This window comes from Phytohabitans rumicis (assembly GCF_011764445.1).
GTDB classification, from domain to species: Bacteria; Actinomycetota; Actinomycetes; order Mycobacteriales; family Micromonosporaceae; genus Phytohabitans; species Phytohabitans rumicis.
The window spans coordinates 200,596-214,318 of sequence record NZ_BLPG01000002.1; the positions used below are offsets into that span (position 1 = coordinate 200,596).

Annotated in this window: 13 protein-coding genes; 10 read left to right on the forward strand and 3 right to left on the reverse strand. The window is 71.0% G+C overall.

Going from position 1 to position 13,723, the window contains the following annotated elements; genetic code table 11:
- Nucleotides 1–56 precede the first annotated feature (56 nt).
- The 6 genes from Prum_RS44535 to Prum_RS44560 all read left to right on the forward strand — a co-directional run bounded on the left by Prum_RS44535 (nt 57) and on the right by Prum_RS44560 (nt 6,765).
- On the forward strand, nt 57–935 hold the full coding sequence (locus Prum_RS44535; protein ID WP_173085170.1) for a carbohydrate ABC transporter permease: 879 nt from the start codon (nt 57–59) through the stop codon (nt 933–935).
- A complete protein-coding gene (locus Prum_RS44540) occupies nt 932–1,762 on the forward strand; it encodes a carbohydrate ABC transporter permease (protein WP_173085172.1) in 831 nt (276 codons plus the stop codon). The genes Prum_RS44535 and Prum_RS44540 overlap by 4 nt, the downstream gene beginning before the upstream one ends.
- Nucleotides 1,759–3,699, forward strand: coding sequence for a glycoside hydrolase family 127 protein (locus tag Prum_RS44545; RefSeq protein WP_173085174.1), 1,941 nt, complete (start codon nt 1,759–1,761; stop codon nt 3,697–3,699). The genes Prum_RS44540 and Prum_RS44545 overlap by 4 nt, the downstream gene beginning before the upstream one ends.
- Before the next feature lie 254 nt (nt 3,700–3,953).
- A complete protein-coding gene (locus tag Prum_RS44550; protein WP_218577868.1) occupies nt 3,954–4,964 on the forward strand; it encodes a threonine ammonia-lyase in 1,011 nt (336 codons plus the stop codon).
- Nucleotides 4,961–5,650: a M15 family metallopeptidase gene (locus Prum_RS44555; protein WP_246278752.1), complete on the forward strand. Its 690-nt coding sequence runs from the start codon at nt 4,961–4,963 to the stop codon at nt 5,648–5,650. The genes Prum_RS44550 and Prum_RS44555 overlap by 4 nt, the downstream gene beginning before the upstream one ends.
- Complete coding sequence (locus tag Prum_RS44560; RefSeq protein WP_218577869.1) at nt 5,647–6,765, forward strand: D-alanine--D-alanine ligase family protein; 1,119 nt, start codon at nt 5,647–5,649, stop codon at nt 6,763–6,765. The genes Prum_RS44555 and Prum_RS44560 overlap by 4 nt, the downstream gene beginning before the upstream one ends.
- Here Prum_RS44560 and Prum_RS44565 read toward each other — a convergent pair.
- Nucleotides 6,762–7,931: a UDP-N-acetylglucosamine--N-acetylmuramyl-(pentapeptide) pyrophosphoryl-undecaprenol N-acetylglucosamine transferase gene (locus Prum_RS44565; protein WP_173085176.1), complete on the reverse strand. Its 1,170-nt coding sequence runs from the start codon at nt 7,929–7,931 to the stop codon at nt 6,762–6,764. The two genes, Prum_RS44560 and Prum_RS44565, sit on opposite strands and share 4 nt — an antisense overlap.
- 126 nt (nt 7,932–8,057) lie before the next feature.
- Here Prum_RS44565 and Prum_RS44570 point away from each other — a divergent pair, with 126 nt between their 5' ends.
- Nucleotides 8,058–8,660 (forward strand): hypothetical protein, encoded by a 603-nt coding sequence (locus Prum_RS44570; RefSeq protein WP_173085178.1) that lies wholly within the window; start codon nt 8,058–8,060, stop codon nt 8,658–8,660.
- 35 nt (nt 8,661–8,695) lie between these two features.
- Here Prum_RS44570 and Prum_RS44575 read toward each other — a convergent pair whose 3' ends face one another.
- Nucleotides 8,696–9,364: a response regulator gene (locus Prum_RS44575; RefSeq protein ID WP_173085180.1), complete on the reverse strand. Its 669-nt coding sequence runs from the start codon at nt 9,362–9,364 to the stop codon at nt 8,696–8,698.
- Entirely contained in the window at nt 9,361–10,563 is a 1,203-nt protein-coding gene (locus Prum_RS44580) for a sensor histidine kinase (protein ID WP_173085182.1), read from the reverse strand. The genes Prum_RS44575 and Prum_RS44580 overlap by 4 nt, the downstream gene beginning before the upstream one ends.
- A 134-nt stretch (nt 10,564–10,697) precedes the next feature.
- On the opposite strand from Prum_RS44580, the gene Prum_RS44585 reads away from it, so the two are divergent.
- The 3 genes from Prum_RS44585 to Prum_RS44595 are packed head-to-tail and all read left to right on the forward strand — an operon-like array spanning nt 10,698 to nt 13,626.
- Nucleotides 10,698–11,609, forward strand: coding sequence for an ABC transporter ATP-binding protein (locus tag Prum_RS44585; RefSeq protein WP_173085184.1), 912 nt, complete (start codon nt 10,698–10,700; stop codon nt 11,607–11,609).
- On the forward strand, nt 11,606–12,457 hold the full coding sequence (locus Prum_RS44590; protein WP_173085186.1) for an ABC-2 transporter permease: 852 nt from the start codon (nt 11,606–11,608) through the stop codon (nt 12,455–12,457). Before Prum_RS44585 ends, Prum_RS44590 begins: the two co-directional genes overlap by 4 nt.
- Nucleotides 12,454–13,626, forward strand: coding sequence for an alpha/beta hydrolase family protein (locus Prum_RS44595; protein WP_173085188.1), 1,173 nt, complete (start codon nt 12,454–12,456; stop codon nt 13,624–13,626). The genes Prum_RS44590 and Prum_RS44595 overlap by 4 nt, the downstream gene beginning before the upstream one ends.
- Nucleotides 13,627–13,723 lie beyond the last annotated feature (97 nt).

The following is a 13,723-nucleotide window of genomic DNA, read 5'->3' on the forward strand; positions in this document are numbered from 1 at the left end:
CCACCGGGAGGGGTGCCCGGTGGCGGCGGCGGACCACAGCCCGTGGAGGATCGCCCTTGTACCGGAACCGCCGCAGCCGGCTCGTCGGGCTCGCCTACCTGGCGCCCGCACTGATCTTCGTGCTGGTCTTCACCGTGTACCCGTTGGGCCAGATGGTGTGGATGTCGTTCCACAACTGGTCCCTGATCACCCCGCCGGTGTGGGTGGGCCTTTCCAACTACCGGCGGATGCTCGGGGACGACCAGTTCTGGACGTCGTTCGTGTTCACCCTGAAGTACACCGCGCTGATCACTCCCCCGCTGATCGTGGGCGGCTACCTGCTGGCGCTGCTCACCGCGACCAACACGCCGCTGCGGCGGGTCACCCGCACCGTGGTGTTCATCCCCGTCGTGATCGGCCTGGGCGTGTCGAGCCTGCTCTGGTACTGGCTGTTCAGCGCCGACTTCGGCCTGGTCAACCGGGCCCTGCTCGACATCGGACTGATCGACGAGCCGATCCTGTGGCTGGGCGTGGACGCGGACACCTCCAACTTCGCGATCAGCGCCTCCGTGGTGTGGAAGGTCATCGGCTTCGGGATGATCCTGTTCATCGGCGCGATCCAGGCCATCCCGTCCGAGATCACCGAGGCCAGCCTGGTGGACGGGGCCAGCTACCGGCAGCGGGTCACCCGGGTGGTGCTGCCGCTGACCATGCGCACCGTGCTGCTGGTGACGCTGGTGAGCGTGATCGGCTCGCTGCTCGCGTTCGACCAGTTCTACATCATGACCGCCGGGCAACCGCAGAACGAGACCGCGACCTCGACGTTCTACGTCTACCTGAACTCGTTCCCGTACCTGAAGCTCGGCTACGGCGCGGCCCTGTCGATGGTCCTGGCGGTGACCATCCTGGCGTTCACCGTCGTCCAGCTACTCCTCACCCGACGGAGCCACGCATGAGGCGGACCCGCTACCTCGTCGGCGCGGTGTGTGTCGTGGTCTGCACGGTCATGCTGCTGCCGCTGGTGATGTCGCTGCTGGCCTCCGTCAAGCCGACGCAGGAGGCGGCCGCCACACCGCCGACGTACGTGCCGCACGCGGTCAGCCTGGACAGCTACTCCCGGCTCTGGGACTACCAGCAGGGCCTGCCGACGTACCTGGCCAACAGCTTCGGCACGGCCATGCTGACCATCGCCATCACCCTGCTGCTGACCGTGCCGGCCGCGTACGCCCTGGCGCAGTTCCCGATCCCGCTCAAGGAAGTCCTCTTCGTGATCCTGCTGCTGGCGCTGATCGTGCCGTACCAGGCGCTGCTGACCCCGATGTTCCTGATGTTCGCCCGGATCGGGCTGACCAACACGCTGCTCGGCCTGGCCATCCTGCACACCACGATCCAGCTGCCGTTCAGCCTCTACATCCTGCGCAACAGCTTCTCCGCGGTGCCCCGCGAGCTGGCCGAGGCGGCCATTGTGGACGGTGCGTCGTCGTGGCAGGTGCTGCGCCGGGTCTTCCTCCCCTCATCGGTGCCGGCCGTCGTCACCGTGGCGCTCTTCGCGTTCATCATGTCGTGGAACGAGTTCCTCGGCGCCCTGGTGATGATGAGCAAGGGCTCGACGTTCACGCTGCCGCTCATCCTGGCCGCGGCACGCACCGAGACCAGCCTGGGCGGCACCGACTGGGGGATGCTCCAGGCCGGCATCACCATCTCGATCCTCCCCTGCGTCCTGGTCTACCTGCTGCTGCAGCGGTACTACGTGTCCGGTCTGATGAGTGGAGCGGTGAAATGAGCGCTGGCGTGATTCCGTCGACGAGCCGCCTGCGGCCGCTCGCCGCCGACCGGGTCACGATCCTCGACGGCTTCTGGGGCGACCGCCTGCGGACCAACCGGGAACGCACGATCCCGCACGGATTCGCCGAGCTGGGCCACTCCGGCGTGCTGGACAACCTGCGCCTGGCCGCCGGCATGGAGGGGCGGTACCGCGCCTCCGCCGACAGCGGGGGCAGCACGCTGCCGTTCGTGGACTCCGACGCGTACAAGTGGCTGGAGGCCGTGGGCTGGGAGCTGGGCCGGGGCGCGTACCCGGCGCTGGCGGAGGCCGCCGACGAGGTGATCGGCCTCATCGGCGCCGCGCAGCAGCCCGACGGGTACGTCAACAGCTTCATCCAGCTCGGCAGCGGGCAGCCGCACCAGGACCTCGCCTGGAGCCACGAGTTCTACTGCGCCGGCCACCTGATCCAGGCCGCGGTGGCCTGGCACCGCGCGGTCGGCGACGACCGGCTGCTCGAGATCGCGGTACGCGCGGCCGACCGGATCGACGCGGAGTTCGGGCCCGGCCGGCGGGACGGCATCGACGGCCACCCGGTCATCGAGATGGCCCTCGTCGAGCTGACCCGGGTCACCGGCGACCGCCGGTACCTCGCCCTCGCCGCCCGCATGATCGACCTGCGCGGGTACGGGCTGCTCGGCGACGGCCGGTTCGGCCGCTCGTACTGGCAGGACCACGCCCCGGTGCGGGACGCGGCGGAGGTGGCCGGGCACGCGGTGCGGCAGCTGTACCTGGACGCCGGCGCCGTCGACGTCGCCGTCGAACTGGACGACGACACCCTGCTGGACGCCGTCCGGCGCCGCTGGGACGACCTGATGCACACCCGCACGTACCTGACCGGCGGGATGGGCAGCCGGCACCGCGACGAGGCGTTCGGCGACCCGTACGAGCTGCCGCCCGACCGCGCGTACACCGAGACGTGCGCGGCCATCGCCAGCGTCATGCTCGCCTGGCGGCTGCTGCTGGCCACCGGCGACCCCGGCTACGCCGACGCCATCGAGCGGGGCATGTACAACGGCGTCCTGCCCGGGATCTCGCTGTCCGGCACCCGGTTCTTCTACACCAACCCGCTACAGCGCCGCACCGAGCGCACCTTCGAGCCGCCCGCCCACGGACCCCGCGCCCCCTGGTACGCCTGCGCCTGCTGCCCGCCCAACCTGATGCGGCTGTTCAGCTCATGGCAGCAGTACCTGGCCACCAGCGACGCCAGCGGCGTCCAGCTGCACCAGTACACCGCGGCGGACGTCCGCGCGGACGTCGGCGGCGATCCGGTACGGCTGATTATGCGCACCGACTACCCGTGGTCCGGCCGGGTCGCCGTGCACGTCGTGGAGACACCCGACACGCCGTGGACGCTGTCGCTGCGGGTGCCTGCGTGGTGCCGGTCCGCGTCGATCACCGGACCCGACGGGGTGGGCCCGGGGTCGGCCCAATCCGGAGCTGGGCGCGGAGCGACCAGCTCGGATTGGGCCGACATCCGGGCCCGAAGCGAGCGCAGCGAGCCAGCCAGCCGGGCCCCGCAGGTCACCGACCGGGGCATGCTCCAACGCACGCGCACGTGGCGGACCGGCGACGCCGTCGTGCTGGAGCTGGACATGCCGATCCGGGTCACCGAGCCGGACCCCCGGATCGACGCGGTACGCGGGTGCGTCGCCGTCGAGCGCGGCCCGCTCGTGTACTGCGTCGAGTCCGCGGACACGCCGCCCGGCGTACCCGTGGAGGACCTGCGGTGGGACGCGAGCCGGCAGCCGGCCGCGGAGCCCCGCCCCGACCTCGGCCCGGCCGTCGTCGGCGTCACCGTGCCACTGGCCGACGGCGGCACGGCCGGCGCGATCCCGTACTACGCCTGGGCCAACCGCGACGTCGAGGCCATGCGCGTCTGGCTCCCCCTCCCCTGACCCCTCCCTCCTCCCCCTTTCGCGTCGCTCCCTTTTCGCGGCACCCCGCCCCTTTTGCGTCGATCACGGAGGCCCGGGACACCGCCGGACCGACCTCAGCACTGTCCACATCGGTCCCACGGGGCAGCTCGGTCGATTCCTGTAACAGGAACGTTTCTGTGCGTGATGTGAACAAGATCATAGGGATCTCCACCAACGCAGCCAACGCACGACCCCCACTAATTTAGGAGGACTGCTGCGATCGGGGAGGAACGTTGGCGAACAGGTTGCTGGCCCACAAGGGTGTGGGCCGCGACGATGTGGAGGCGGCGGCCTGGTGGCTGCGCGATCGGGTGGTAGACACACCATTGGTTCGCTCGGCCACATTGGACCAGATCGCGGGTGTGCGTCTGTGGTTGAAGGCGGAAAACCTTCAGACCGGCGGGTCGTACAAGTTTCGGGGAGCCCTGCGGGCGGTTGACCAGATCGCCAAGCAGGGCGGGCATCGAGGCGTGATCGCGCAGAGTACCGGCAACCATGCGCTCGCCGTCGCGATGGCCGCCGAGCGGTACGGCCTGACCGCCACGACGGTGCTTCCGGTCGACGCGCCGGCGAGCAAGGTCGCCAGCATCGAGGGGTGCGGCGGCCGGGTGGAGCTGGCCGGCACGACCGCGGAAGAACGGCTGGAGGTCGTCGAACGGTTGCGGGCGGCGAGCGGTGACGCCGTGCTGGACGCGTACGACCATCCGGATGTCATCGCCGGGCAGGGCAGCGCGACGTGGGAGCTCGTCGAGGAGGCCGGCCGGCGCGGCACCCGGCTGGACGCCGTCGTCGTCCCGGTCGGCGGGGGTGGCGGGGTCGCCGGTGCGTGCCTCGCGGTTCAGGGAAGCGGCACCGCCGTGTACGGCGTGGAGCCCGTTGGATGCGATTCGTTGGGGCAGAGCCTGGCCGCCGGTCGTCGGATCAGCGTGCCGCCGGCGCCCACCCTGGCCGACGGACTCAGGCCGTCGCTGGTCGGGCGCCTTCCGTTCGAGATCGTCCGGGACCGGATCGCGGGCGTCGTGCGCGTGGACGACGGCGACATCGGCCGGGCGGTGTTCCTCGGGCTGTTCCACACCAAGCTGCTGCTCGAGCCGTCCGGCGCGGCCGGGTTGGCCGGGGCGCTGCGCCTGGCCGCGAGCGGGTCGTTCACCGACATCGGTGTCGTGCTCACAGGTGGAAACGCCGAGGCGGCCGTGATCGCTCGTCTGGTCGCCGAGCACGGCGCGAAAGGGGCGACGTCGTGACGGGCGAACAGATGGTCCTGCTCTCCGATCCGCGAATCGCCGCGATCGGCCTGTCGGACAACGGTGAGTCGTTGGTGGACGTACGGGAGGTAACCGAGCTGCGAGTCGACAGCCGCCACGCCGGTGCCATCGATGACTTCGCCCACCTGCGCGAGGGAGTGGTGCAGCGACTGCTGGACGCGCAAGCCACGCTCCCCCGCGGGCTGCGGCTTCTGATCGTCGAGGGGTACCGGCAGGTGGAGGCCCAACGGGCGGTCTTCGACGGATATCGGAACGAACTACGAAGGCTGCATCCGGACTGGAGCGCGGACCGGCTGTTCGTGGAGACGAGCAAGTTCGCGTCGCCGGTCGAGGTGGCACCGCACAGCACCGGCGGCGCGATCGACCTCACGCTCTGCACCGAGGACGGCATCGAGGCGGACATGGGCACGTGTATCGACGCGACCCCGGAAGCCAGCGACAACGCCTGCTTCACCGCCGCGACCAGCGTCTCCGAGCAGGCCCAGGACAACCGCCGGACGTTGGCGCGGGCGCTGGCCGGCGCCGGCCTGGTGAACTACCCGACCGAGTGGTGGCACTGGTCCTTCGGCGACCGCTACTGGGCGTACATCACCGGGACCGGCAGGAGTCACTACGGCCCGGCACAACTCACGACCGCGACCGGAGCGAAGGAGGAGCGCGCGTGACCGGCGACTCGAAGACCAGGGTGGCGGTTCTCTTCGGCGGCCGCAGCGCCGAGCACGGCGTGTCGTGCGCCTCCGCGGCGAGCATCGTACGACACCTCAGCCGCGAGCGGTACGAAGTGACGCCGGTGCGGATCGGCACGGACGGCGTGTGGACGATCGGCCGGGACCACCCGGCGCCCGCCGACGTGGACGCCGTGAAGCTTCTGGACATGACACGCGATCCGGCCGGGCCCCGGCCCACCGCGCTGGAAAGCATGTGGAGCGCGTTGAGCCGGCTCCGCGACGAGGTCGACATCGCCTTTCCCGCCCTGCACGGCGGGCACGGGGAGGACGGCACCATCCAGTCCACACTGGAGCTCTTCGGGATACCGTACGTCGGCAGCGGAGTGCTCGCCTGCGGCATAGGAATGGACAAGGAGCTGACCAAGAAGCTCCTCGCCGACGCCGGCCTGCTCGTCGCCGACAGCGTGGTGCTGCACGGGACGGACTACGACGACGTCAGTGCGCAAGACCGGGACCGGCTCGGACTGCCCGTCTTCGTCAAGCCGGCGCGGGAGGGTTCGAGCGTTGGCGTGTCCAGAGTGGACGACTGGGCGTCGCTCGACGAGGCCATCACCACAGCGCGCAGCACCGGCATGTCGAAGGTGCTCGTCGAGGCGGCGGTACGTGGGCGGGAGGTGGACGTCGGGGTCCTGGAGTACCCGGACGGTCAGGTGGTGGCCGGACCCCCGCTGGAGATCCGGGTGCCCGACCGGCATTCCTTCTTCGACTTCGACGCCAAGTACCAGGGTGAGACCGTCTTCGACATCCCGGCCGACCTGCCCGCCGCGGTCACGGCCGCCCTCCAGGCACAGGCGGTCGAGGCGTTTCGCATCCTGGGGTGTTCGGGTCTGCTCCGGGTCGACTTCTTCCTGCCCACGGTCGAGGGCACCGAGGACCCCGTGCCGGTGGTGAACGAGGTCAACACGATGCCCGGGTTCACGGCCATGTCTCAGTACCCACGGATGTGGAGCGCGGCGGGACTGGAGTACCCGGCGCTGCTCGACGTGCTCATCGACACCGCCCTCGCACGGCGAAGCGGCCGCACGGCGCGGGAGCCGGCCGCGACCCGCTAACGCCGGGCGGCTACCGCCAGGATCTCCGCCACCACCCGGTCGGCGGCGTCCGGACGTCCGTACCCGGCCGCGGCGTGTGCCATCGCGGCTCGCCGCGCCGGGTCGGCCAGCAGTGCCCTGATGGTGTGCCGTAGCTGCTCCGGGGTGGCCTCGGCACCGTCCAGCATGACCGCGGCGCCTTGGGCGGCCAGCGTGCGGGCGGCGACGCGCTGTTCGCCCCCGGCCGAGTACGGGTACGGCACGAGGACGCAGGTCTTGCCGAGCGCGGTGAGCTCGGCGACGGTCCCGGCACCGCTGCGGGCGATCACGATGTCGGCGGCGGCCAGGAGGTCCGGCAGCTCGTCGTGGATGAAGTCCAGCACCCGGTAGCGGTGGGCGAGTCCGGGCGGCAGGCCCGCCGCGACCTGCCGCATCTCGGCGATATCGAGGCTGCCGCACTGGTGCACGATCTGGCAGTGCGGCAGCACGTCCGGCAGCACCGCGGTCAGCATCTGGTTGATCTGGCGTGCGCCGGCCGCGCCGCCGGTGACCAGGACGAACGGCACCGCCGGGTCAAGGCCGAAAGCGGCCAGCCCGTTGGCGCGGTCACCCGCCAGGATCTCGGGCCGGATCGGGTTTCCGGTGACCACGCTCCGCTCGCGCGAACGCGCGGGCACGTGGGCGAGCGACGACTCGTGGCTGAGCAGGACACGGGTGGCGACCCGGGCCAGGATCCGGTTTGCCAGGCCGAGGCTCAGGGTCTGCTCGTGCAGCAGGTACGGCACACCGAACAGTCGAGCGGCCAAACCGATCGGCACCGACACGTACCCGCCGGTCGAGAGCACGACGGCCGGCTTGGTGCGTCCGGCGATCGCGACGGCCTGGAGCACGCCGAGCGGGATCCGGAACGCGTCGACGACGTTGCGGAGCAGATCGCGGGGGTTTGTCGAGCGGCGTAGCTTGCCGGTGACGATCGCCTTGAACGGAACGCCGGCTCGGGCGGCGATCTTGGCCTCCAAGCTGTCGCGCACCCCGACCCAGAGCAGCTCCGGCTCGGCGCCGGTCTCGGCGAGCCGGGCCCGCAACGTGGTGATCGTGGTCAGCGCCGGATATGTGTGGCCACCCGTACCTCCTCCCGTCACGATCATGCGAAGTCCGTGTAGGTGCCGAGCGCTGTATATAGACATCCGGGTTCCGAGAATCGCGGGGCGGGCGGAGGAGCCCTGCCAGCCTAATGGCACGCCCTGAGCATGAAGAGCGGCAGGCGGCGCATATATACAGTGGTTTCGAAGTGGTCCTGTGGGGAGGGCGAGATGCGTGGCTGGGCCTACAGTCTCGGTGTCGTGGTTATCCTGCTGTCCGGCTGCAGCTTCGGTGTCGAGGTCGGGTACGACCAGTCGTACCCGGATCCCCAGCAGGAGACGGACTACTCGTACCTGGGCCCGCTGGAGGAGTCGGACTGCGTCTCGGACCAGGGAGGAAGCTGGCACGAGGTGTCCTGCACCGCGCCCGAGGCCCAGGCGAGGGTGACGAAGGTCAGCCAGGCCCAGGGCAACCAGCGGTTCACGGTGCGGCCCGACTGTCCACCGGGGACGGACCTGGCGCTGAGCCAGCCGGGTACGGCAGGTGGCACGTCCACGCTGGGCTACTTCTGCGCCCGCAACCTCAAGCCGCCGCACCCGGGTGACCCCGGCGAGGGCGGCGGCATCATCGAGGTCGGGGACTGCGTCCATGCCGAGGGTGAATCCATCGACGAGGTCCCGTGCGACGGTTCGGGCGCCAAACCCCAATACAAGATCCTCCAGATCACGCGGGCGCCATGCCAGAAGGACCGCACGGACGCGTCCTTCTCCTTGGGCTCCACGGGCGTGGCCGGTATCCCGGAGGGCGGCTTCGCCTGCGCGAAGAAACTTTGAATAGACCTGGGCGGGTCCTTGGCCGCCGTCATGGTTCAGGAGCGACGCGTGGCCACCAGGCCGGCCTCGTACGCGATGATGACGAGGTGTACCCGGTCGCGGGCGTCGAGCTTGGCGAGGAGCCGTGTCACATACGTCTTGACGGTGGCGACGGTGATGAACATGGCGGCGGCGATCTCGGTGTTGGACATGCCGCGCCCGACGAGGGCCAGTACGTCGCGTTCCCGTTCCGTGATGCCCTCGACCACGGGCGGCGGTTGTGATACGGGTTCGGGTCGGTTGGCGAACTCCCGGATCAGGCGGCGGGTGACGGCGGGCGCGATGAGCGCGTCTCCGGCGGCGACCACGCGGATCGCGGCGAGGATGTCGTCCAGTGCCATGTCCTTGACGAGGAACCCGGACGCACCGGCGCGCAGCGCGGCGTAGACGTACTCGTCGTGGTCGAACGTGGTGAGCACCAGGACGCGTACCGCGGCTGTGCTGGGATTGATGGTGATCAGGCGGGTGGCTTCGATGCCGTCCATGCTCGGCATGCGGATGTCCATGACGACGACGTCGGGTTGGAGGTCTGCGGTGAGCCGGATCGCTTCGGCGCCCGTGCTGGCCTCGCCGGCGACGTCGAGGTCGGCGGCGTCGGTGATGACCATGCGTAGGGCGGCGCGTACGAGGGGCTGGTCGTCGGCGAGGACGACGCGGATGGTCATCGCGGCGCCGCCGGTATGGGGATGCGGGCGGTGGCGCGGAAGCCGCCCTCCGGGCGGGGTCCGGCGTGGAAGTGGCCGTGCAGCAGGTCGACCCGTTCGCGCATGCCGGCGATGCCGTATCCGGTGCCGGTAGTGGGTCCGGTGCCGCGTCCGTCGTCCTCGACCACGATGGACAGCCAGTCGTCTCGGTGGTCGATGAACACTCGACAGTTGGTGGTGTGGGCATGGCGTACCACGTTGGTGAGCGACTCCTGGATGATGCGGTACGCGGCGATGTCGATGTCGGGCGGCAGCGGCCGGTGCTCCCCGCGCCACCGCAGATCGACGCTGACGCCGGCGGCGCCCGTCGTCGCGGCCAGCCGCTCGGCGTCGGCCAGGCCGGGCATGGGCTCGAACTGTGCCCGGTCATGGCGTGGTTCGGCGTCCCGGAGCAGGCCGAGCATCCGCCGCAGTTCGGATAGCGTCTGCCGGCTGGCGGCCTCCACGGCCGTCATCGCGCTACGCGCGGCGGTCGGCTGCGTGTCGATGACCCGGCTGGCCGCGCCGGCTTGCAGGGCGATGATGCCGATGCTGTGCGCGACGCTGTCGTGCAGCTCGCGGGAGATCCGCAGCCGCTCGGCGGTGACCGCTTCGGCCGCGTGGCTGGCAGCCATCTGGTGGGCGTGGTCGCGGGTTTGCCGGATCGTGTTGCCGATCAGCCAGGCGACGGCCGCGCTCAAGGCGACGGCCAACTGGGTCGAGGTACCGACCGGGTAGCGGAGCAGAACTCGGGTGACCGCGTAGCCGGCCAGCACCGCCAGCGCCATGCCGGTCGCGGCGATCGAGGTACGGCGCGGCCGGGCCGCGGCGATGAAGCACAGGGCCACGTCGACCGCCAGGAACTGAAGGAACGCGATCCTGGTCGAGTTCAGCGCCATCGCCGCGGCGACGGATCCGGCTAGCAGCAGCGCGACGGCGGGCAGTGGCCGGCGGCGCAGCAGGGCGCTGCCGGCCAGCGCCACCATGGTGGCTACCGCCAGGTACCACCAGGACGCGGCGGAACGGTCGAAGGGATCCCGGAACGGCAGGATGGCCGGGACCTCGCCCGGCAACCGGACGAACACGACCAGGGCGTACGCCGTGGCGGCACACCAGGCCAACGCCGTCCACCCGCCCGGCGGCACGGCCCGGGACAGCGGCAGTTTCGCGGCGGTGGACATGCGCCGATCGTAATCTTGCCCACCGCGGCGGGGCGTCGGCCCGTGGTTGTACAACCACGGTCGACAGTGGCTCGCCCGGATTGTCACCGGCGGCGCGATGCGGTGCGGCTGCGCCTGGCGGCAGCGTTAGACACATGATCGAAGTCAACGAACTGACCAAGCGCTACCGGAACGTGACGGCCGTCGACGGCCTGACGTTCGCGGTGCGCAGCGGGCAGGTCACTGGGTTCCTCGGCCCGAACGGGGCCGGCAAGTCCACCACGCTACGGATGATCCTCGGCCTGACCGAGCCCACCAGCGGCACCGCCGCCGTCGGCGGGCGCCGGTTCCGCGACCGCCCGCGCGGGCTGCGTCACGTCGGTGCGCTGCTGGACGCCGGCGACGTGCACGGCGGCCGCAGCGCGCGGGCACACCTGTGGGCACTGGCCCGCAGCAACGGCCTGCCCCGCCAGCGGGTCGACGAGGTGCTGCGGGAGGTGGGACTGGCCGGCGTGGCCCGCCGGCGCATCGGCGGATTCTCCCTCGGCATGAAACAGCGGCTCGGCATCGCCACCGCCCTGCTCGGCGACCCACCGTTACTGATCTTCGACGAGCCGGTCAACGGCCTGGACCCCGAAGGCGTGCTGTGGGCGCGCGGCCTGTTCCGCCGGCTGGCCGGCGAGGGGCGCACCGTGTTCGTTTCCAGCCACCTGATGAGCGAGATGGAGAACACCGCCGACCACCTCATCGTCATCGGCCGCGGCAAGCTGATCGCGGCGGAGCCGCTGACCGACTTCGCCGCCCGCGGCACCCGGCAACAGGTCACCGTCCGCACACCCGACCCCCGCGCATTGACAACCATCCTGAACGCCGAAGGTGCCACCGTCACCGAACACCACGACGGCAGCTGCACCGTCACCGGGCTGACCGCGGCCCGCATCGGCCAGCTCGCCTTCGACCATCGGATCATGCTGCACGAAGTGACCACCCACGCCGCCTCCCTGGAGGAGGCGTTCATGGAGCTGACCGCCGACAGCGTCGAATACCTCGCGGGAGAACAGCGATGACCGCCACCGACACCCGCGCCAGGTTCCGCGACCTGCTCGCCGCCGAGTGGATCAAGCTCTGGTCGCTCCGCTCCACCTACGGGGTACTCGCGGTCGGCGCGCTGATCTGCGTCGGCATCACCACGAACTCCGCCCGCTCCAACGCCGCCCTCATCGCCAGAAGCGCGAGTCCGTCGCAACGCCTCGCGATCGACCCGATGCACGCCGCCTTCGTCACGGAGGCGTTCCAGATCCTCGGGATCATCGCGTGCAGCGTGGGAGCCATCACGGTCTTCGGCGAGTACACCACCGGGCTGATCCGCGCCACGTTCACGGCCGTCCCGGCCCGCCGGCAGGTGGTCGCCGCCAAGGTCCTGGTCGTGTCGGCGGTCATGCTCGTCTTCGGCGCGCTCGTCTCGGTGGCGTCGTTCGGCCTCACCCAGGCGATCTACCACGAGCACCGCATCGGCCTGTCGATCAGCGCCCCGGGCGCGCTGCGGGCGGTCGCCGCGTCCGCGCTGCTGGCCCCGTTGTGCGCCCTGGTAGGCATGGCCCTCGGCGCCGTCATCCGGCACGCCGCCGGCACCATCGTCGCCGCCATCGGGCTGCTCCTGCTCCTGCCGGCCCTGTTCCAGGGCGAGACGTACCGGTGGGTCAAGGAGATCGGGAACGCCATGCCGTACACCGCATGGCAGGCGCTGGTGGAGAACCCGGCACGGCACAACGCGGACCCGGGACGGCCGGTGCTCGCCGTGACCAAGTACCCGGTCACCGTCACCGAGGCGTGGATCGTGTTCACGGCCTGGGCCGCCGCGGCCGTCGTCGTCGCCGTCGTCCTGGTCCACAGCCGCGACCCGGAGGACCGATGACGACCGCACTGACCCGCCGCCACCTGCTCACAACCGCGCTCGCCACCGGGGTCGCCGTGCCGCTCGCCGGCACCGGCCGCGGGTGGGCTGCCCCGGCGCCGGCCCGGCTCACGCTGCCCCCACCCACCGGGCCGCACCGCGTCGGCACCGTGTCGCTGCACCTCGTCGACAGATCCCGTCCGGATCCCTTCGCCGGCCTGGGACACCACCGCGAACTGATGGCCGGCGTCTGGTACCCCGCCACCCGGGACGCCCGGCGTCATCGGGCAGCGCCGTGGATGCCCGCCGCGCCGATGCGCGCGCTGCTCGTGTCCGCCGGGTTCGACGCCGATGCCGCGGCGGCGCCCCTCACGGCCGGCCGCGAGGGGGCTCCGGTGCTACGGCCACCCGGCCGGCTGCCCGTTGTCGTGTTCTCCCACGGCGCCGGCGGCCACCGTTCCGAGACCACCATCGTGGTCCAGGAACTCGCCAGCCACGGCTACGTCGTGGTCACGGTGGATCACACGTGCGACGCGTTCAGCGAATTCCCCGACGGCCGGCTCACCGTCCCCGTCGACGATCTGCCGTTCACGCCATGGGACTCCTCCCGTGACATCCGGTTCGTCCTCGACCGCATCGAGGACCTCGCCGCCGGCCGCAACCCCGACGCCGAACGCCGTCCGCTGCCGGCCGGCCTGGGCGCCGCGCTCGACCCGCGTCGCATCGGCATGTTCGGGTGGTCGAAGGGCGCAACCGCGACCGCCCTCGTCATGAACCAGGACCGCCGCGTCCGGGCCGGGTTCAGCCTCGACGGCCCGATGCAATCGCAACCACCGGTCACCGACCTCGACCGTCCGTTCATGCTCATGACCGCGGACTTCACCCGCGCCGCCGAGCCGAGCGTCGAGCAGTTCTGGTCACACCTGCACGGATGGCGGCTCAACGTGCACGCCGACGGCGCGGTCCACGGGGCGTACTGCGACCACCAGTGGCTGGTCCCGCAACTGGCGAGGATCATCGGGATGAGCGACGAGGACCTCGCCGGCTGGGTCGGCACCCTCGACCCGGCCCGGGCGGTGCGGATCCAGCAGGCGTACCCGCTCGCGTTCTTCGACCTGCACCTACGCCACCGGGGACACCTGCTCAACGGCCCGAACCCGGCCTTCCCGGAGGCGCGTTTCGTCCCCTAACGGAGCCACACGCCCGCCGGGCCTGGCTCGCACCCGACCGGGACGCCCTCACGACCGGGGCGCCCGCAAGGCCGGGTAGTTAAGGGTTCCTGGGTGC